Source organism: Nostoc commune NIES-4072 (assembly GCF_003113895.1).
Taxonomy (GTDB): Bacteria; Cyanobacteriota; Cyanobacteriia; order Cyanobacteriales; family Nostocaceae; genus Nostoc; species Nostoc commune.
On the sequence record NZ_BDUD01000001.1, the window covers coordinates 1,125,890 to 1,145,472 of the forward strand.

Genomic DNA, 19,583 nt, shown 5'->3' on the forward strand with positions numbered 1-19,583 from the left:
AAGTCTTTCCCCTTGTCCCCAATTCTCCCTGTCCTGAATTCCTCTTCCCCCTGCTCCCTGCTCTCTTGCCTCTTCTTCAACTTGAAAGGCTACTGATAATGGGAGCGATTTCTGAATCTGCTGATGGTTCGCCCACGCGGAGGATTTTAGCGCCCAATTGCTGCAACTTCACATCAAGTCGATCATAGCCGCGATCGAGGTGCTGTAATCCTTGAATTGTGGTTTTTCCTTCTGCCGCTAGCCCTGCTATGACTAACGCTGCCGATGCTCGTAAGTCTGTACCTAATACTGGTGCGCCAGACAATTTCGGTACTCCCCGAACGAATGCAGCGTTGCCTTTGACACGAATATCTGCTCCCAAGCGATTTAACTCTGAGGCATGACGCAAGCGATTTTCAAAGACAGATTCGTTAATTACGCTGTCGCCTTCGGCCAATGTCAGCAAAGACATGAACGGCGCTTGCATATCTGTGGGAAAACCTGGATGATATTGAGTTTCAATATCCGTTGCCTTGAGAGTTTCCGCCGGTAGAATACGTAAGTGTTCAGGCTTGTCCTCAATTATCGTTACCCCAATATCCCGCAGCTTGGCAATCACTGGTATAAGGTGTTCTGGAGCCACTGGCGAGAGCAGAAGTTCGGAACGGGTAATTGCTGCTGCTAGCAAAAACGTCCCGGCCTCAATGCGATCGGGAATGATACTGTAGTCAACAGAATGCAACTTAGGGACTCCTTCGATAATAATTCTGCTAGTCCCCGCGCCCTTAATCTTCGCTCCCATCGCGTTACAGAAGTTAGCTAAATCAACTACTTCTGGTTCTCTGGCAGCATTTTCGATGATCGTTTCGCCCTCTGCTAGGGTAGCCGCCATCATCAAATTTTCCGTAGCTCCGACACTGGCGATATCTAAGTAAATCTTCGCACCTTTTAATCTCCGGCTGTTGCCAGGGACGTAGGCATTACAAATGCCATGCTCAATTTGTACTTCCGCTCCCATTGCTTGCAATCCTCGAACATGCAAGTCAACTGGTCTTGCCCCAATAGCGCAACCACCAGGTAACGGCATCTGCGCTACTCCCAATCTTGCCAGAATGGCACCAATGGCGAAGAAACTCGCCCTCAGTTGGGTAACTAGTTCGTAGGGAGCTTTTGATGTTTTAATTTCGCTGGCGTTAATGTCTAAAATATCGCCTTGCCGCGTTAAAGTTACACCCAAAGCCGATAATACCTGACCCATCCGCTCTACATCCGCCAATAAGGGGACATTGCGGATACGACAATCGCCCGGACACAGCAAGGCTCCAGCCATGATTACCAGTGCTGCATTTTTTGCCCCGCTAATTTTCACATGACCTCGCAAAGGATGCCCACCCCAAATTTGCAAGACTGAGGAGTCTGCTTCTGGAGCAATTTTGACATCTGGTAAGCTGGTAGAAGGATTGATAAGCCTACCTCCAAAAGTAATACGTATTTTATATGTTTGAAGTTGGTTTTGATTCTACAGTAAAGATTCAAAATGTCCACATTTTAGAGCAGCATATTGCATAAAAAAATTGTTTTTTTGTGAAAAATACACGCTGTAAGTCAGCAACAGCAAGCATTTTGAGAATTTTAAAAAATTAGCAAAGATGAACGAACAAGTAGTAGTTTTAAGCTAAATTAAATACTCAGTAAAATAACTTAAGTGTTCTCTAAAAATCAATGCTGTACTGTTGAGTTAATATTTTGATTTGACCTAATGCCCGGAAAAACTTGTTTCCAGTCTGAGCCTCTTAAAGGAGGCGTTACGCTTTAACTTGACAAACGTAAGAAAATACGCAATAATGGAAAACTGCCAGCGGAACTGGCGGAATTGGCAGACGCGCTAGATTCAGGTTCTAGTGCCGCAAGGCTTCCGGGTTCAAGTCCCGGGTTCCGCATATTAATTTTGGATTTTAGATTAATCCAAAATCCAAAATTTAAAATCGTGTTGACCAGTTTACAAAATTCCCTAGTCAAGCAAATCCGCAAACTCCACTCCACCAAGGAGCGGCACAAACAGCAGTTATTTTTACTAGAAGGGACACACCTATTAGAAGAAGCTTGTGCGGTGAATTACCCACTTGAAACAGTGTGTTGTACTCCAGATTGGCAAGCAAATCACTCCTCACTCTGGGAAGAAGCTTGTAGCCGATGCGATCGCTCCGAAATCGTCAGTAAAGAAATCTTGGATGCGATCGCTACCACAGTCCAACCGGATGGTGTAGTTGCAACGGCAAAACGAAGCGAATACCAAACTCAACTACCATTTACTGGTATAATTCTGGCTTTAGAAACAGTGCAAGATCCCGGCAACCTGGGTACGATGATCCGCGCTGCTGCTGCTGCTGGAGCATCAGGATTGTGGGTAAGTGCAGATAGTGTAGATTTAGACAGCCCCAAAGTTCTCCGGGCTTCAGCAGGGCAATGGTTTCGCCTACCAACGGCTGTAAGCGAAGATTTAAAAGCCACAGTACAACAAAGTCAGCAGGCAGGAATGCAGGTAGTGGCAACCTTACCCAGTGCGACTTTAACTTATTGGGAGGTGGACTGGCGCAAACCCAGTCTGATTTTACTGGGAAATGAGGGTGCTGGATTGTCGGCAGAATTAGCAGCGATCGCAGACAGGCAAGTAAAAATTCCTTTGAGTCCTGGGGTGGAATCATTGAATGTAGCGATCGCAGCTGCTTTAATGTTGTACGAAGCTCGGCGTCAAATGAGTCAAGAGTTAGGAGTTAGTAGTTAAACCTTAGAACTCATAAATTTTCTTTAGTTTTTGTTTTTTCTTCGAGATATTGTTCAATATCAGCAACTGCATCTTCAAGAGCGGCTAAATCAATATTTGTCAATTCTTGATCGAGTTCGACTTCACTGAGACTACTAGTATCCAGTTGTGCTTGGGGGATTTCTTCATCCTCAGTTGAATTTTCTTGTAAGATATCCTCCAACTGATCGAGGGATTCTTGAAATACTTGATCGGCGACACGGCGCTGTTGTGGCTGACTTTGCTCCATAATATTGACTTGAAAATCCTGATTTACTAAGCTAATTTTGATTACAGTTCCTACAAATTTAAATTTTGCACTTATAACATCATAGTTGTGTATTCTTGCTCGTCAGCATTACCTGGCTCAAAAATCAATCATTAGGTAGATACTAACAATTCCTCACCTTGTTTTTTTGCATCGTCGGCTGATGCACCAAAGGTCATGATTTCTTCGTCTTGGTTGGCTGTAATTTTCTCAACTGGAATGATACAGATATATTGGGGTTCATTATGTCTTATTTGTTGCACCATTATTTACCTGCTTTTTTACTGTTAACCAACTTTGGGGGTTTAAATCCCCGTCACAAAACATAATTGCAAATTGCTCTCTTCTCTACGAGACGCTTTGCGAACGGAGCGGCGCAAAGCTCATTGCCAATTACGAATTGTTTTAATTGTGTCTATTTTCAAGTCTAGATAAATCATGAGTAAAAGTGAAACATCGTCAATATTTAAGTAGTTTGTGATTTAAGAACACTAACTTTTATACATAATTAAGACAACGTTAAGAATTTTCTCAAAATCGCCAAATTTTGGGGTGTAAACACTTACGTATGGGACAATTAAATTAAGCATCAAAAAATGTCTTTTTGTAAATTTTTGTTCGTTTTTGAGATTTCAGTAATGCGTTGAGATCATCCATTGGCACTGGCTGCATTAATTAATTTCAATCTCTGTAGGTTAATCTCTGGGATTCAGTAAATAAAGGCTGATACCCCTAAAGATTAACTTTTATTTACTCAATACAGGCTTAATGCATTGAGTCAGTGCAAGTTTAATAAAAATTGGAGGTTATAAAATGGCAATTCGGAATAACTTAGTTACCAATTTCTGGCAAAGAGTACAAAAAGATTCAGTTAGTTGGGGATCGTTAGCTCTTTGGATCAGTGCATTAGTTGTTATGTTAGTAATGCTTACCATGTTTTCTAACGCTTAATCTCAGCAAGTTTATTCTAGTTCCTGGGCAACAGCCTGGGAACTAACATAGGGTAGACTTCTATCCCTAGAAAGCTTAAATTATGAACTGCAAACTTCTGGCAACAGTCGTAGTGCTAGCTACTACTAGCTTTATTACTCCTGTTAAATCTCAAGAACCTAGTACCGACACTCCAGCAAAATCGAATCAAGTTTTGAATGCTTGTGTTCAGAATCAAGCAGAAACTTTACCGAATCCCTTTACTGATGTGCCATCAGACCATTGGGCTTTTAAAGCGGTTATGACTATGCACGACTGCGGTGCATTCCGCAAAGCTACGCCACCAGCTTTATTTTACAAACTGCAACCAACAAATAGCCAGCAGCAACGACAGAAAGAACCACAGTTTCAAAAATAGGGCGTTGCTGACTAAAGATATAAAAAGTTTGAGTAGCAACCGCCGATTGAAATTTCGATGGACGTTGAGATGAAGAGAATTATGCTAGATATAGGAATCTGGTTTGATTTCTGAAAATATACGTAGGATGTGTTAGCGACAGCGTAACGCATCAAACCCGTGATTATAGTGCGTTACGAACTCCGTTCTAACACACTCTACAATACCTAATTTTGTTCAAAAATCAAATAGTAATCCTATATAAAAAGTTTACTATTCGGTATCTAATGGTATTTTCGCCTTTTGAAACACCTGCTCAACAGTAAATTCCAATCCCTCAAACAAAGAATCTTTAAATAATTCTTCTCCCATATAAGTTTGTGGGGCTGCATCTGGATAAAAAACAGTAATGCTTCTGGCTTTACTATCTACCACCCACACCCGTAGCACCTTAGCATCTAAATAGTCTTTGGCTTTAGCTGCCATTTGTCCAAAGGTTTGTCCTGGTGAAATAATCTCAATCACCAAATCAGGAGGAACAGGACAAGCTTCGTCTTCGTCCCAGTTGGCAGGTAAACGTTCATTAGAGATGTATAAAATATCTGGAATTGGCATCCAATGTCGCCCCCGACGGGTTAATGCAACAGCCCATTCCGGGCAAACTTCTCCTTTCCCCTCACACCACTGCTCAATCAAATTTAAAAGGACGCGGGTAAGTTTTGCGTGAAAAAATTTTGGTGACATTTTAGGAATTGCTTGACCATCAACAAGTTCATAAGTTATATCTCCCTCACCTGGTGAAAGGTTTAAGAACTCTTGCAAGGTTAATTGATTTTTGGCTTGGAGTATCATAGCTGATTAATTCGTAATTCGTAATTGAAGAACAGAGCAAGTAACTTTTATTCTGACTTCTGAATTCTGACTCTTGAATTCTTCTTCAAATTCTTCACATTCCCCGCAAAACTTGCCGAATAATATCCGATGGCACTTCATCGGTAACTGTTACTACACCAATCTCTGTTGGTAAAACGAACCGTACTTTCCCCGCTTTAACTTTCTTATCTAACTGCAATGCGTCGATAATTGCTTCAATATCTACCCCAGTTGGTAACTGAGTTGGTAAACCTGCTTTTTGAATTAAAGCATTTTGACGTTCTGTGTCAACATTTTGCCACATTCCCAATTCCACAGCAATTTGACCGGCTGCTACCATGCCAATGGCCACCGCTTCACCATGATTTACTAGACGATAACCAGTCAAACTTTCCACTGCATGACCGATAGTATGTCCATAGTTGAGAATCGCCCGCAATCCGCCTTCTTTCTCATCTTTGCTAACAACATCAGCTTTAGCTTGACAAGACCGCACTAAGATGGTATGTATCAGATCAGGTTTTACATAGCGGAGTTGATCGAGGCGTTTACTTGCTTCCAACTGGGCAAACAATTCAGCATCCCAAATTACACCATATTTAATAACTTCTGCCATTCCGGCGCGAAACTCGCGCATAGGAAGAGTTTTTAACACATCTGGGTCAATCAAAACTAAGCGCGGTTGATGGAATGCCCCAATCAAGTTTTTGCCGTGGGGATGATTCACGCCAGTTTTGCCACCAATTGCCGAATCTACCATCGCTAAGAGAGTGGTAGGAACTTGGACAACATTAATGCCGCGCAGCCAAGTTGCGGCTGCAAAGCCAGTCATATCGCCAATTACACCTCCGCCCAAAGCTACCATAGTAGAAGAACGTTCCAGGCGGTTTTCTAAGGCGATATCGTAAAGTTTTTGGATGGAATTGAGGGTTTTGTAGCGTTCCCCTGGTGGTAGGGTGCAGCTAGCTACATCAAATCCAGCAGATGTTAGGGATGCGATCGCTCTTTCCCCAAAATGCTTAAAAATAGTAGGATTAGAAACCAGCAATACCTTCTTGCCTAGCTTGAGACTCGCCATCTGTTGACCTAGTTGATCTAAACTCGAAGGTGCGTTAGCGTAGCTCACCGGAGGTATCGCAATCTCATAAGACTGCTCTGGTAAATTTACATTAATTACAGAAGTCATTGCCCAACCCCTAAACAAGCGCCCGTGGGCTGTATTGTATCGCAATCTGGGAGTGGGGAGTGGGAAGATGAGGGGGATGAGGGAGCAGGGGGAGAAATAAATTCAAAATTCAAAATTCAAAATTAAAGAACTTCTGCCTTCTGCCTCCTCTTTCCCAATGCCCCATGCCCCATGCCTAATGACAAATGACAAATGACAAATGACCAATGACCAATGACTAATGATTCAATAGATTTAGGAAGTATTGTGGAGAAAAATAAATGTTTGCGATTGCAGCTTATATCGGCTTTTTAGCTTTGTTCTTTGGTTTGGCTGTCGGTCTGCTATTCGGTCTGCGGACTGCCAAGATAATTTAATCAAGACTCTTGTGGGGCGGGCATCTTGTCTGCCCTCAGTTTACTAAGGGACGGGCGAGACGCCCATCCCACAGGAAGATATTTATCCTACAACAGCCGGAGTTGCCACTTTCTCTTGTCTTTGGGAAGGCGATCGCATCCCCAAACCAAGTAAATTCAGCATTTCTTTATCGCTATCATAATCTGGACAAGGAGTTGTCACTGTCAACATTTTGTTGTCGTCGCTAGAAAAGATAGAATTGGCTCCTGCCATAAAGCAGAAAGCTTGTTCAACTTGAGAAAGTCTGGCTCTACCTGCACTAAGACGCACATCGGAAGCTGGCATTAAAATTCTGGCTGTGGCAATCATCCGCACAATATCCCAAATGGGGACATCAGGCTGATTTTCTAAGGGTGTGCCTGGTACTTGTGAAAGAATATTAATTGGCACAGACTCTGGATGCGGATGTAAGTTTGCCAGAGTTTGTAACATCCCAACCCGGTCATCAACAGTTTCGCCCAAACCCAGGATACCGCCAGAACATACAGTAACATTTGTCTGACGGACATTTTCAATTGTGTTCAAGCGATCGCTATATGTCCTCGTGGTAATAATTGTGCTGTAATATTCCTGCGAGGTATCTAAGTTGTGGTTGTAGGCGTAAAGTCCCGCTTCTGACAATTTCCTGGCTTGATTTGCTGTCAACATACCTAGAGTGCAGCATACTTCTAAACCCATTGCGGTTACATCCTTGACCATTTCCAGGACTTCCTCAAATTGTGAGTTATCCCGCACTTCGCGCCAAGCAGCACCCATGCAGATGCGACTAACACCAGTTTCTTTCGCTTTCTGAGCAATGTTAACTACCGTTTCCTTTTCTAGGAGTGCTTCCGGCTTTACCTCTGTTTTATAGCGGGAAGATTGGGCACAGTAACTGCAATCTTCTGGGCAACCTCCCGTTTTAATAGATATAAGCTTACAAACTTGTATTTTTGTTGGGTCATGATATTGGCGATGCACGCTAGCAGCTTGATAAATCAGCTCTAGCAATGGCGTGTTGTATATCGCCCGAATTTCTAATTCCTGCCAATCGTAGCGTATTCCCACCACATCACTATCCTTCTTGTAGACTGGGTTAAATCTTGAGCTGTCTTTTGGTTGAATTTCCTGCGGTACAGCGTTTGGGCAAAGCGATTTTATCGAAGTTATGCCGCTTACTGTGCTTTATCACCCATTGGCTCTCAATCCTTCCGCTCTAGATATTAGACATCAGCTTATCAAGATTTTGGTTGAATGGCAGATTACCAGTAAAAATACTTATGGATTCGGCATTGGGGATTGGGCAATGCAACTGGCGTGCAAATTCTATTTGCCCTAGCTGCTGTTAAACCGTGGGTTATGAGAGAATTTAAAATCTAGAGAATGTTTCAAGAAGAGATTTTGCCGATTAAGTAATTTATGATATCCGAACTGCCACTAATTACAAGCGATCGCCTGTTCTTACGAGCGGCTATCCATGAAGATATACCCCAAATTCTCAAATACTTCATTTATAACAAAACCTATCTCACTCCATTTTACCCTGTTTGGGCTGATGGTTTTTTCACCCAAGAGTATTGGCAGTATCAGATAGAGAACAATTTTCTAGAATTTATTAATGGTCAATCGTTAAAGCTATTTATCTTTACTAAAAAAAATCCTACCGTAATTATTGGAACTGTAAATTTTAGTAATTTTGTTCGAGGAGTCGCTCATTTTTGCTATGTGGGCTATAGCCTTGCTGAAAGTAAACAAGGTAAAGGATATATGACAGAAGGGCTAAAAGCCGCCATTCAATATCTTTTTGAAGAGTTAAATTTTCACCGAGTCATGGCTAATTATATGCCTCACAATCGGCGCAGTGGTAATGTACTCAAAAGACTCGGTTTTGTTATTGAAGGATATGCTAGAGACTATTTATTGATTAATGGGCAATGGGAAGATCATATTATGACAAGTCTGATCAATCCTAATTGGCAAGCAGCTAAATCTTAAAATAATTCTTAATTGAATTATTATATTTTTAAATCCCGAACTACCTCTAGCTCATATATTTTTCAATATGGTTTAGTGTTTCGCTAAAATTACGAATTACGAATTACGTTAGCGTAGCGGAGCGTAGCCCATTACGAATTACGAAGACTGGCGGATTTGATCCAAGCTTCGGTTGAGCCAGTCTTCATACCAATCATAAAAACTTAAAGGCTGCTCCTCATTGCTATTTGGATAAGAATCATCAGGGTTGATGTCATGGAAAGCACGACAAAAACTCAAAGAAGCAGGATATATCCCATTATCATTAGTACGATCATCTATCCAGATTTTCCCTGACTGTTCGCCAGTAACGACTAAGATCGCATAAATTCCACAACCATAATTTGTAATAGTGAGAGTACCCTGAATAAATTTATTGTCGAAGTAGTCATTATTGTTGGTAACAAAATCTGAATTATTCTTGGCAATTAAATCCAAATCATTCCATGCTTCTCTCAAAGGAAATGGTCTAGAGAGAATTTCGTAGTTTTCAGGGTATAGTTTTTCTGAGATGACATTTTCAGATTCAATTCCCGAAAGTCCAGATAAGCCGTATCCTGGCCCTGCACCACCATTACCAATTTCTAAGAGAAAGTTTCGATATTCACTTGGTAGCGTAATATTATATCTAGATTCAAACATTTGAATATCCTTGTTACTTAAGCAAGGTTTAAATTGATATTGGTGTGATTCGGAGCCAAAAACCTCAAATGTAGCGTCTAAAATAGCTAATTGAGTTAAGTTTTTCTTTAATTGCAAAACTTTATCCATTATGCGCTCTAGATTTTGATGGGGGCGCTGCCATATTTTAGATATGGGTCGCTTTTTGCGTCTATGCTGATGCCAAAGCCAGAGCTAGTATTAAGGGAAGAATGAATTAAGCTTTGCTCGTAATGACTCTGGCTGAAACTCCAAACTACAAAAATTCTAGCAATCCTTTTCTCTCCCTCAACTACGAAAGCGCCTTGGAATCTCTAGGCGACGACTACTACGACGAGGTTGCAGCAGAGGAATTTCCTCAACACATCCTGCGTTGGCGTAACGATGCACTACTACCGCGCTTGGGTTTAGAACCCCAATTAGTCAAAGACGAAGATTTTGTCACAGCTTTTGGCAAATTTCAGGGGCGTAAACCCTTGTTGGCGCTGCGTTACCACGGCTATCAATTTGGTGAATATAACAGACAGTTGGGTGATGGTAGAGGCTTCCTCTACGGGCAAGTACGCGCCACTGATGGCGAATTGTACGATTTTGGCACGAAAGGCTCTGGAAGAACGCCTTACTCCCGTGGTGGCGATGGTATGCTGACGCTCAAAGGTGGGGTGCGGGAAGTTCTAGCTGCGGAAGCACTACACCACTTGGGTGTACGTACCTCGCGCTGTCTGAGCATGATTGAAACAGGTTTACCCCTCTGGCGGGGCGATGAACCTTCGCCTACCCGCTCTTGTGTGATGATTAGAATGAGCAGTTCTCATATTCGGTTTGGCACTTTTGAGCGACTGCATTTTTTCCAGCGTCCAGATTTAACTAAGAAGTTATTAGACCACGTAATTGAGCAGTATTATCGACATTTAAGTGCTGAACAAAATAAATATGCCTTGTTTTACGCCGAATTAGTGAAACGAGTTGCAAAACTAGTAGCGCAGTGGATGGCGGCTGGCTTTTGTCATGCAGTTCTAAATACTGACAATATGTCGATTACGGGAGAGAGTTTTGACTATGGCCCTTACGCGTTTATCCCAACTTATAACCCATCCTTTATAGCTGCATATTTTGACTATTATGGACGCTACTGTTACGGTAATCAACCAAGTATTTGTCAGTTGAATTTACAAATGCTCCAGGAACCTTTAAAGGCGATTATCGATAAAGAGGAAATGGAAGCTGGATTAGCAATGTTTGATGAGTATTATCAAGCTGAATACAGTTCTTTGATGTTGAAAAAGTTAGGTTTTGAGGATTTGCCACATCCAGAAGCTGGGGAACTGTTGAATCTAACGGTTGAATTTTTGAAAGATAGCCAAGTTGGTTATCATCAGTTTTTTTATGAGATGGCTCGGACTTTTTCATCGAAATGGCGAGATGATCCAGGTTTTGTGCTAAATAGTTCAGATATTGTGCCAGTACCGGGTGCGTCAGGGGTTTTTGATGATTGGTGCATACTGTATCATAAGATTTTGAATGATTTGGAAAGCGATTGTATTGATGTAATTGCTCAAACTCTAGCTGTTAATAATCCGAAAACGGCATTATTAAGACCTGTGATTGAATCTATTTGGGAACCAATTGCTCAGGAAGATAATTGGCAACCTTTTTATGACTTAATTAAGGCAATTGAGTCTAGGAAGTAGTTAAAGTTAAATAGTCATGTTTACAGACATCCCGCCTGGAAATAAAGTTCCAGGCTGATAGCTTAAGTCCACTTGAGTGGACTAGTACCGCAAGGCGGAAGTCAAAAGTCAAAAGTATTATGGAATAAGCTCTTTAGGGGTTTTAAATGGTTGCTCTATTTCCGCCGTGGCGTACTAGAATCATCTACTCAGTTCGCTTTAGAGCAATACAGTTCAACCTCAAAACGACTTTGAAGTACCTCAAAACGACTTTGGAGTACCTCAACACGACTTTGAAGTACCTCAACACGACTTTGGAGTACCTCAACACGACTTTGAAGTACTTCAACACGACTTTGAAGTACCTCAACACGACTTTGAAGTACCTCAACACGATGTTGAAGTACCTCAACACGACTTTGAAGTACCTCAACACGACTTTGGAGTACTTCAACACGACTTTGGAGTACCTCAACACGACTTCCAGGTATCTGTTGCTTATATAGCAATACGCTTGGCTTAATCCAACCTACAATTTTTCACAAAGCCAAGCGTATTGCGCTTTAAAGGAATGCAAGCTATTAAGCTTGGAATTTTATTCCGAGGCCGGATAGCAACGAAGTGGGGATGGTCAGATTTGGGTAATAAGCTAATGAGTATTTCTGGCTAACTAAACTGCTGGGCATAAAATTTCGCATAGCGACGCTCTAGGGCTAATAATTCTTCATGGGTTCCCGATTCGACAATTTGACCCTGTTCGAGAACTAAAATAAGATCGCACCGCTTAACTGTCGATAAACGGTGAGCAATAATAAATACTGTCCGTTTTTCCATCAGTCTTTCCAGCGCTTCCTGTACCAGTGCTTCTGACTCGGAATCTAAGGCTGATGTCCCTTCATCAAGAATCAATATTTGGGGATTGAGCAGAACAGCACGAGCGATCGCAATTCTTTGTCTTTGTCCACCAGATAAGTTTACCCCACGTTCGCCCACCCAAGTCTGATAACCTTCTGGTAGTTGGCTAATAAATTGATGAGCATTAGCAATTTTCGCCGCCTCTGTAACCGCTTCCATATCAAAAACATCTTGTCCAAAGGCGATATTTTGAGCAATTGTCCCGGAAAACATGATGGTTTCTTGAGGAACAATCCCAATTTGTCGCCGCAGACTATGCAGCTTCACATCCCGAATATCAACACCGTCAATTAATATTTGACCAATTTCAGGATCGTAAAAACGGGGTAGAAGATTCACAAATGTGGTTTTACCAGCACCAGAAGCACCTACAAGAGCGATCGCTTCACCTGGTGATACTAATAAACTGATATCTTTTAATACAGGTTCATCTGGTTTATAAGCAAAGGAAATATGACGATATTCTATTTTGCCTTTGACTGGGGAAAGAGCGATCGCATTTGCTTTTTCGATCACCGTCGGCTGAATTGCCATTAATTCAAAAACGCGGTCAACAGATGCTTCACCCTGTTTAAATTCATTGTAGTTGTTAGTAGTATGACCAATGGGATCAATTAACAGCGCCGCCGCCGCCAGATAACTGAAAAAATTAGCCACTATTAAGTTACCTTGGGAAATTTGCCACGCTCCCACAATCAGTAACGATAACGCACTTAAGGCTTCCAGAAATCCGACAATGGGAATCTGAATCGCTTTCAGGCGTTCGGCTGAGTATTTTGCTTTGAGACTGCGTTCTGCTTCATGGCCAAAGCGGGCGATTTCGTAATTTTCCGCAGCAAAAGCCTGTACCAAACGAATACCATTGAAAACTTCCGCGAGGATGGCTGATAAACCCGACACGCGATTTTGACTTTTTAAGGAATATTTGCCCAAGCGTTCCCCAAACCAGCCAACTAAAATACCCATCAGTGGTGCAACTATCACCGTTGCTAATGTCAGTTGCCAATTCAGGTAAATCATGTAAATTGGAATTGCTAACAACTGCAAAATGCAGGGGATAAAATCGTGAAATACTTTATTTACAACTTCGCCAACCCGGTCAACATCTTCGGTGAGGCGGTAAGATAAATCACCTGCTTTTGCCGTTTCAAAATAGCTGAGATTTAGCTTTTGAAGATGTGCATAGACTTGCTGACGCAGATGAAAAGCAACTCTCAAAGCAGCTTTTGCCATGTACATATCTTGTATAGATTGAAACAAACCTCTAACAAGAAATACTAAAGCACAACTGCCAGTTATTTGAGCGATCGCTACTACATTACCTTGGGCAAAAGGAGTTGCTAATTTACCGGCAATATTTATCAAGACTAATGTCGCCAGCACGTATCCCAAGATACCAATAAGTCCTTTGGTGATGGTTCGCCACTGGAGCTGGATATAAGGCAGCAGTTGCCAGTAATTAGAACGGGTTTTCAAACTATAACGTCCACAATGATATTTTCCTTTGTTTGACGCTAGCAGTTTTTGGTGAGTTTCTAAATAGTTCACTAATTAGTTACAAACTGGTTTTAGCGTAGCGTTCATTGTAGAGTTTCTCGGTGTAGAGTAGTATTTGATACGGCTTCATAGTAGCAAGTCTGACAACCTATTAAAAATATCCAAGCCTCAGTTAGGCATAAGTTAAGAAAAAAGATACCAGATTAAACCAATTCGCAATGGGCTAACGCCCCGCTCCGCTAACGCAATTCGCAATTACGTTTTGTGACCGGGATTTAGACCCCGACACAAAACGTGCTGCCTATCTTGCTGGGGACTTAAACCCCCAAAGTTCGTTAAAGACCTATATTCCCGCCCTACAACAAACAATTAAGAACACAGTGCGTAAGTAATAAAAGTATACCCTGGTATAGATGACAGTTTTTTAGTGTTTATTAATACTGATATTTAGATTTGACCATTACTTATACCCACGCTTCATAGTTTTGCAGCTTGAGCAATATGAATGTAGATGAGTTGAGCCAACAGATAGCAGAATTGCGATCGCGGGTACGAAGAATATGGCAGCGTACTGCAACTCAACCAAACTCACAACAAGAGCTAATTATAGCGGCTTTCGATGAACTCCAAATGGCAATGGAAGAACTATTGGTTGCCTTAGAGGAGTTAGAGGTAACAAGAGCAGCAGCTGAGATAGAACGCCAGCGTTACCAAGAATTATTTGATTTTGCGCCGGATGGTTATTTGGTAACTAATACCGTAGGGAAGATCCTAGAGGCTAACTATGCAGCAGCAATTATGCTCTGTGTGCGCCAAAAATATTTGGTAGGTAAGCCATTAATTCTATTTATCGCTCAACAAGACCACCAGATATTTAGCTCCATAATAAATAATTCGCAGCAGAGAGAGGACTGCGTAATTGACCTAAAGCCACGCTTGGGTACATCTTTTCCTGCTAGTATCAGGGCATCTCCAGTGTACTACTCACAAGAAAAATTGCTAGGCTGGCGTTGGTCGCTGCGTAATATCAGCGAAACTAAAAAAGCTGAAGAACAAATGGCAAAACGCACAGTGGAACTGGCAAAAGCAAATCAGCAATTGCTGAGTGAAGTTACAGAGCATAAACGAGCCAAGTCACAACTGATGCACCTTGCGTTTCATGATGTACTGACGGGACTCCCAAACCGTGCTTTATTTATGAACCGTTTAGAAGATGCCGTCAATTATTCCAAACAGCATTCAGATTATCTATTTGCTGTCTTGTTTCTAGACCTAGATCGCTTCAAGGTGATCAATGACAGCCTGGGACACACATTTGGAGATCAATTACTGCTTACGGTTGCTCAAAGGCTTCAACAATGCTTGCGCTCTATAGATATAGCTGCACGCCTGGGAGGAGATGAGTTTATCATCTTGCTGGTGGGAATTAAAGATGTATTAGAAGTGGTAGAGGTTGTTGAGCGAATACAAAAGAATCTGGCACAAACTGTAGTTCTAGACGGGCACGAAGTGTCTACTACAGCGAGTATTGGCATTGCTTTAAGCATAACAGGTTATAAACAACCAGAAGATTACTTGCGTGATGCCGATATTGCCATGTACCGAGCTAAGGCACAAGGCAGGGCGTGCTATGAGATTTTTAACACTGATATGCATCTTCAAGCAATGGCACACTTGCAGTTGGTTAACGAGCTGCGCCGAGCCATTGAGCTTCAAGAGTTTCGGGTTTATTATCAACCGATAGTGTCACTTAGTCGCGGCAGGATAACTGGTTTTGAAGCGCTTGTGCGCTGGCTACACCCAAAACACGGCATTGTTTTGCCAGAGTATTTCATATCAACTGCCCAAGAAACCGGGCTAATTATCCTTATTGAGCAGTGGCTTTTATATGAGGCATGTAGTCAGATACAGCAGTGGCAAGAGCAATTCTCCTTTAGCTCTGGGGATTTGGCTGAGTGTCCCTTGACCATTAGTGTCAATCTTTGTACTACTAGGTTTAGTGAAGAAAACTTGCTGCCGCACATCAATAAAGTTCTACAAGACACTGGACTCCCCGCACAGAATTTGACGTTGGAGATTACTGAAGGCGTAATTATGGAAAACCATGATAAAGCCATCATCAGAGTAAAGCAACTGAGAAATTTAGGAATTAAGTTAGCAATTGACGATTTCGGTACGGGCTATTCCTCATTAGGTCGTCTCCACCACTTTCCAATTAATCAGTTGAAGATAGACCGCTCTTTTGTTAGCGGGAGCATTTTTGATGATGGAAATTTAGATATTGTTCAGACAATTATTACATTGGCACACAAATTAGGTGTAAATGTGACTGCCGAAGGGGTGGAGACAGAAGAGCAACTAGCAATGTTGAGAAAATTGAAGTGTGAATATGGACAAGGATATTTTTTCTCTCATCCATTAGATAGCTCTCAGGCGACAGCATTAATTATGGCAAATCCTCAGTGGTGATGGGCCTATAGTGCAAAAAATAAAGAACGAACCGCCAAGAGCGCCAAGTACGCCAAGAAGTAAGAAATTAACAGATTTAGCGCAGCTTCACAAAGAAATGGTATGAGTGTTTGAACAGTTAACTAATTAGTTACAAACTGTTTTAGGGTTCAGCGTAGAGTTTCGCGGTGTTCTTCTATGATTGAAATGGAATATTCATTCGAGAAGAATTAATCATCATTGTGGCAGCTTCATTTGAGGATGAATACTTTGAATTACGAATTACTTAATATCTGCCTTGTTCTTGATATTTGGGTATAGACCAAAGTTTGATGGTTTCGTCACTACTACCACTTACTAAGGTTTGCCCATTAGGGCTAAAGGCAACAGACCATACAGACTTGGTATGTCCTGCAAAGTTAGCAAGGAGTTTGCCACTAGCTAGATTCCAAAGCTTGATTGTTCTGTCATAACTACCACTTGCTAAGGTTTGTCCATTAGGGCTAAAGGCAACAGACCATACAGATTCAGAATGCCCCGTTAGAGTGTGCAACAATTTGCCATCGCCTAAGCGCCACAGCTTGATGGTTTTATCCATACTGCCACTGGCAAGGGTTTGTCCATCAGGACTGAAGGCAACAGAACGTACTTCTTGGGAATGCCCTGTGAGAGTCTGTATAAGTGTCGGACTGCCAGTGTTTAGCTGCCAAATTCTGATGGAATTATCTTTACTACCACTGGCTAACTTCTGGCTATCGGGGCTAAAAGCAACAGACCTTACCCAGCCTACATGCTGGAGTGTAAAGAGTTCTTTACCTGTGTCGAGATTCCAAAGCTTAATGGTATTATCAGCACTGCTACTAGAGAGCAATTTTCCGTTAGGACTTATGGCGATCGCTTCTACATCGTCTTTATGCCCATCAAGGGTACGTATAAGAGTTCCTGTTTCCAGATTCCACAGTTTAATTCGATTATCCCAACTGCCACTAGCGAGTACACGGCGATCACTGCTAATCGCTAAGGATACAACTGCATCAGCATGACCTTTAAAACTGTGGAGTAACTTACCAGTGTCCAGATTCCAAATCTTGATCGTGCCATCATAGCTACCACTAGCTAAAGTCTTACCATCTGGACTGATAGCGATCGCATAAATCCACGCTGAATGTCCTTTTAAGGTTTGATCAGGTTGAATAACTGGCAAGGCCATAACCCCAGGTGTGGCCATCTCCAATGGAAATAGTAAACGATAGGAGCCAAACCCAACCAAGGTTGCTGTAGACGTAATTGCCAGTAATACTGTAATTTTCTTAACAATTTGGTTTGACACTACAAGGGACTCCCCATATACACAATTTGGGTAATAAATAGTACAAGAAAATAAAGCTTGTTTTAGTTTCAACTAATCAGTTACTTCAGCCGTGCTGTACTAGTGCTTCTTTCTGCTAATTCTGCTTTCGCTACTTTAGTTGCATTTTTTTGTTGCTTATTTTGGTGTTCAATCCAAAATCGGATGATAAATAAAACCGTGATTATGCTAATAGCAAAAAGGCTAATTGGTGTTAAATATGTCCAATGACCTGACATCTTATCTGAGATATGCCAAATCAAAATAACCATAGCTGGATAAGTGAGTTTATGTAATTGTTTCCAGTTCTTTTTCAGCTTTTTTACACTCCAATTATTAGAAGTTATAGAAAGGAGTGTAAAAATTATGAAAGTGCTTACACCCTGGAAATATATCCAAAATGTCTTGATGTCAAAAAAATCAAAGTTTCTCTTTTGAACCATTAGGAAACCATGACCTAAAGCCAAAAAGAAAGCTATAATACCAATGTTCCGGCGGTGTTTTAGCAGCAATTGAGGAATTCCAGTCTCTTTGGTTTGTGGAAAAACAATTCTTAGAGTTGTGGGAAGTAATGTAGCTATATAGCTAGCTAATGCTAGGAATCCGAGAATATTAGCCAGGGGTGATTGATCTATTGAAAACATGATTAATCTCTAAAAATAATATTGTTGACGATAGAAACTACAGGTATAAACAGTGAAACAAAACTTCCGCTAATCCGAATGGAAATAGCAGATAAGCTAGTATCGCCGCTACGCAAAAGTCAAAAGTTAACTTTGCTAGGTAAATAAGTTTGTAATAAGGACTTTAGTCCTTGTGTTAAATACTGAAGTACATCTTTATTTCTGGTACTTTTCTAATTACTTATATCCATAAATTAGCTGGTTGATTACTTGCTTACATTGTAGTATAATTACTTGAGGGTTAATAGTACCCTAGAGGGTACTATCTTTAACTGCAATCTTTCCTGGCATGATGCAGTATTAACGTGAGCAACACATCCTTGGGTAATAGACGCGATGAATCGCGTCTCTACAAATGGTCTATTTGTCGCATTCTTTTTTCAAATTGGTGTTACTTAGACGATGGGTTTTACTTTCGTTCATAAAAAAAACCCCTCCTCGCTAGCGCGGGGAAGGGGTTGGGGGTGGGGATAACCTAATATCCGCCTTCTTCTTCGTATTCTGGCTGTCTTTCCTTGACTTTCTTGGGAATATTCACTGGTTTCGGCGCATCTTCCCAAGCATCGCCTTCTACGTCGTCATAATCATCGTATTCATCAACATAAGGCTTGTTATAGGGCTGGGCATCATATTTTAGCGGCTGTGGTTGTTGATACCTGTCGCTACCTGTTGCCTCGCTCCAGTTATCTTCTTCCTCGTCTTCTTCGTATTGAATAGATTCATACTGCCGCGCTTTCATTACCTGACGCTGTGGCCTTTCTTCTTCCACATAGTCTTCTGTCCATTCTTCTTCCCGCGCTACGGGTTCGGGGGCGCGAACTTTTTGCCTGGGTGGCTGTAATGGCACTCCACTAGGCAGTTGTTTATCTGGCGTAACTTGGCGTGGTGGAGTATAGGCGTATTCTTCTTCTATATCTCGCTCCCAAGGTGCTTTGCCGATACCCAGGCGCTCTAGTAAACCAACTGTCAACTGGTTTACCCGTTCTTCGGCTCCCTCAAACACAATCAACCGATTGGGGCCAGTGCTGACAATTTCATCGACTGAGAACTCGTAAGTACTCAGAAATTGATCAGGAATTTGGGGCAATCCTAAAGAAGCAATAACTATGGAGTTAAGCTTCCCGGTTTCGCCATTGAACTTGAAGCCCCGAACTTTGCCTAAGACTTCACCTGTTTCTGTAATTACTTCCCAGTTAATCAGATTACTGAGAGATTCAACTTCGATATCTTCTATTACATCTTCGTTATCAACCAGGATGACATCACCAATCTGGCTGATGTTGTTGAGGTACATATAGCGCGGTATGCCCGAAATGGAGATCAGGCTATCTCGCAAACCAAGAGCCACAACCTCTCGTTGATCTATATCAACCCAGACTTGACTGATGATGCCTAGCCGCTTGCCGTTGTCGCGGGTAATCACCTGGGTATTTAATATGTCGGAACGCCTAATTATCTGTTCGGAGGTCATTCTATACCGAGTCCTGATCTCGAATCCGGTTTAACGCGACGTGCAA

At 41.8% G+C, this 19,583-nt stretch carries 18 protein-coding genes and 1 tRNA gene; 7 read left to right on the forward strand and 12 right to left on the reverse strand.

Features of this window, described 5'->3' with window-relative positions; translation table 11 throughout:
- Nucleotides 1-76 precede the first annotated feature (76 nt).
- A complete protein-coding gene (gene murA / locus CDC33_RS04980; RefSeq protein ID WP_109007547.1) occupies nt 77-1,444 on the reverse strand; it encodes a UDP-N-acetylglucosamine 1-carboxyvinyltransferase in 1,368 nt (455 codons plus the stop codon).
- Between the two features lie 393 nt (nt 1,445-1,837).
- Between murA and CDC33_RS04985 the strand changes: the two genes are divergently transcribed.
- Both CDC33_RS04985 and CDC33_RS04990 read left to right on the forward strand, forming a co-directional pair.
- A tRNA-Leu gene (locus CDC33_RS04985) sits at nt 1,838-1,919 on the forward strand.
- A gap of 47 nt (nt 1,920-1,966) precedes the next feature.
- Nucleotides 1,967-2,764, forward strand: a complete 798-nt coding sequence (locus CDC33_RS04990) for a TrmH family RNA methyltransferase (protein WP_109007548.1) — start codon at nt 1,967-1,969, stop codon at nt 2,762-2,764.
- 10 nt (nt 2,765-2,774) lie between these two features.
- Here CDC33_RS04990 and CDC33_RS04995 read toward each other — a convergent pair whose 3' ends face one another.
- Entirely contained in the window at nt 2,775-3,032 is a 258-nt protein-coding gene (locus CDC33_RS04995; protein WP_109007549.1) for a hypothetical protein, read from the reverse strand.
- Between the two features lie 131 nt (nt 3,033-3,163).
- On the reverse strand, nt 3,164-3,316 hold the full coding sequence (locus CDC33_RS38330; RefSeq protein WP_181374252.1) for a hypothetical protein: 153 nt from the start codon (nt 3,314-3,316) through the stop codon (nt 3,164-3,166).
- A gap of 767 nt (nt 3,317-4,083) precedes the next feature.
- Between CDC33_RS38330 and CDC33_RS05000 the strand changes: the two genes are divergently transcribed.
- Nucleotides 4,084-4,398, forward strand: coding sequence for an S-layer protein (locus CDC33_RS05000; protein ID WP_109007550.1), 315 nt, complete (start codon nt 4,084-4,086; stop codon nt 4,396-4,398).
- Nucleotides 4,399-4,650: 252 nt separating this feature from the next.
- On the opposite strand, the gene CDC33_RS05005 is transcribed toward CDC33_RS05000, so the two are convergent.
- Both CDC33_RS05005 and aroB read right to left on the reverse strand, forming a co-directional pair.
- Entirely contained in the window at nt 4,651-5,229 is a 579-nt protein-coding gene (locus CDC33_RS05005) for a Uma2 family endonuclease (protein WP_109007551.1), read from the reverse strand.
- 94 nt (nt 5,230-5,323) lie between these two features.
- Nucleotides 5,324-6,436, reverse strand: a complete 1,113-nt coding sequence (gene aroB, locus CDC33_RS05010; RefSeq protein WP_109007552.1) for a 3-dehydroquinate synthase — start codon at nt 6,434-6,436, stop codon at nt 5,324-5,326.
- A gap of 260 nt (nt 6,437-6,696) precedes the next feature.
- Between aroB and petL the strand changes: the two genes are divergently transcribed.
- The gene (gene petL, locus CDC33_RS05015) at nt 6,697-6,792 is read left to right on the forward strand and encodes a cytochrome b6-f complex subunit PetL (protein ID WP_109007553.1); all 96 of its coding nucleotides are present in this window, start codon (nt 6,697-6,699) and stop codon (nt 6,790-6,792) included.
- A gap of 82 nt (nt 6,793-6,874) precedes the next feature.
- Here petL and bioB read toward each other — a convergent pair whose 3' ends face one another.
- Nucleotides 6,875-7,882, reverse strand: coding sequence for a biotin synthase BioB (gene bioB, locus CDC33_RS05020; RefSeq protein ID WP_109007554.1), 1,008 nt, complete (start codon nt 7,880-7,882; stop codon nt 6,875-6,877).
- A 348-nt stretch (nt 7,883-8,230) separates the two neighbouring features.
- Between bioB and CDC33_RS05025 the strand changes: the two genes are divergently transcribed.
- Nucleotides 8,231-8,806 (forward strand): GNAT family N-acetyltransferase, encoded by a 576-nt coding sequence (locus tag CDC33_RS05025; protein ID WP_109007555.1) that lies wholly within the window; start codon nt 8,231-8,233, stop codon nt 8,804-8,806.
- A gap of 138 nt (nt 8,807-8,944) precedes the next feature.
- Here the strand turns inward: CDC33_RS05025 and CDC33_RS05030 are convergent, their stop codons facing one another.
- On the reverse strand, nt 8,945-9,616 hold the full coding sequence (locus tag CDC33_RS05030; protein WP_109007556.1) for an SMI1/KNR4 family protein: 672 nt from the start codon (nt 9,614-9,616) through the stop codon (nt 8,945-8,947).
- A gap of 122 nt (nt 9,617-9,738) precedes the next feature.
- On the opposite strand from CDC33_RS05030, the gene CDC33_RS05035 reads away from it, so the two are divergent.
- A complete protein-coding gene (locus CDC33_RS05035; RefSeq protein ID WP_109007557.1) occupies nt 9,739-11,196 on the forward strand; it encodes a protein adenylyltransferase SelO in 1,458 nt (485 codons plus the stop codon).
- A gap of 188 nt (nt 11,197-11,384) precedes the next feature.
- Here CDC33_RS05035 and CDC33_RS05040 read toward each other — a convergent pair whose 3' ends face one another.
- Complete coding sequence (locus tag CDC33_RS05040; protein WP_109007558.1) at nt 11,385-11,684, reverse strand: coiled-coil domain-containing protein; 300 nt, start codon at nt 11,682-11,684, stop codon at nt 11,385-11,387.
- 157 nt (nt 11,685-11,841) lie between these two features.
- Entirely contained in the window at nt 11,842-13,566 is a 1,725-nt protein-coding gene (locus CDC33_RS05045) for an ABC transporter ATP-binding protein (protein ID WP_109012447.1), read from the reverse strand.
- A 522-nt stretch (nt 13,567-14,088) separates the two neighbouring features.
- Between CDC33_RS05045 and CDC33_RS05050 the strand changes: the two genes are divergently transcribed.
- Nucleotides 14,089-16,056, forward strand: coding sequence for a sensor domain-containing protein (locus CDC33_RS05050; RefSeq protein WP_109007559.1), 1,968 nt, complete (start codon nt 14,089-14,091; stop codon nt 16,054-16,056).
- 265 nt (nt 16,057-16,321) lie between these two features.
- Here CDC33_RS05050 and CDC33_RS05055 read toward each other — a convergent pair whose 3' ends face one another.
- The 3 genes from CDC33_RS05055 to CDC33_RS05065 all read right to left on the reverse strand — a co-directional run bounded on the left by CDC33_RS05055 (nt 16,322) and on the right by CDC33_RS05065 (nt 19,537).
- A complete protein-coding gene (locus CDC33_RS05055) occupies nt 16,322-17,365 on the reverse strand; it encodes a WD40 repeat domain-containing protein (RefSeq protein ID WP_244919144.1) in 1,044 nt (347 codons plus the stop codon).
- Nucleotides 17,366-17,445: 80 nt separating this feature from the next.
- The gene (locus tag CDC33_RS05060; RefSeq protein WP_109007560.1) at nt 17,446-18,027 is read right to left on the reverse strand and encodes a ferric reductase-like transmembrane domain-containing protein; all 582 of its coding nucleotides are present in this window, start codon (nt 18,025-18,027) and stop codon (nt 17,446-17,448) included.
- A 514-nt stretch (nt 18,028-18,541) separates the two neighbouring features.
- Nucleotides 18,542-19,537 (reverse strand): PRC-barrel domain-containing protein, encoded by a 996-nt coding sequence (locus CDC33_RS05065; protein WP_109007561.1) that lies wholly within the window; start codon nt 19,535-19,537, stop codon nt 18,542-18,544.
- Between the last annotated feature and the right edge of the window lie 46 nt (nt 19,538-19,583).

Excerpts from the sequence above, each read along its gene's own strand:
- CDC33_RS05025 (WP_109007555.1), top strand. The coding sequence starts at position 8,231 with ATGATATCCGAACTGCCACTAATTACAAGCGATCGCCTGTTCTTACGA.
- CDC33_RS05005 (WP_109007551.1), bottom strand. The coding sequence starts at position 5,229 with ATGATACTCCAAGCCAAAAATCAATTAACCTTGCAAGAGTTCTTAAAC.
- CDC33_RS05035 (WP_109007557.1), top strand. The coding sequence starts at position 9,739 with ATGACTCTGGCTGAAACTCCAAACTACAAAAATTCTAGCAATCCTTTT.
- CDC33_RS05060 (WP_109007560.1), bottom strand. The coding sequence starts at position 18,027 with ATGTTTTCAATAGATCAATCACCCCTGGCTAATATTCTCGGATTCCTA.
- CDC33_RS05065 (WP_109007561.1), bottom strand. The coding sequence starts at position 19,537 with ATGACCTCCGAACAGATAATTAGGCGTTCCGACATATTAAATACCCAG.
- aroB (WP_109007552.1), bottom strand. The coding sequence starts at position 6,436 with ATGACTTCTGTAATTAATGTAAATTTACCAGAGCAGTCTTATGAGATT.
- CDC33_RS38330 (WP_181374252.1), bottom strand. The coding sequence starts at position 3,316 with ATGGTGCAACAAATAAGACATAATGAACCCCAATATATCTGTATCATT.
- CDC33_RS05050 (WP_109007559.1), top strand. The coding sequence starts at position 14,089 with ATGAATGTAGATGAGTTGAGCCAACAGATAGCAGAATTGCGATCGCGG.
- CDC33_RS05000 (WP_109007550.1), top strand. The coding sequence starts at position 4,084 with ATGAACTGCAAACTTCTGGCAACAGTCGTAGTGCTAGCTACTACTAGC.
- CDC33_RS04995 (WP_109007549.1), bottom strand. The coding sequence starts at position 3,032 with ATGGAGCAAAGTCAGCCACAACAGCGCCGTGTCGCCGATCAAGTATTT.
- petL (WP_109007553.1), top strand. The coding sequence starts at position 6,697 with ATGTTTGCGATTGCAGCTTATATCGGCTTTTTAGCTTTGTTCTTTGGT.
- CDC33_RS05030 (WP_109007556.1), bottom strand. The coding sequence starts at position 9,616 with ATGGATAAAGTTTTGCAATTAAAGAAAAACTTAACTCAATTAGCTATT.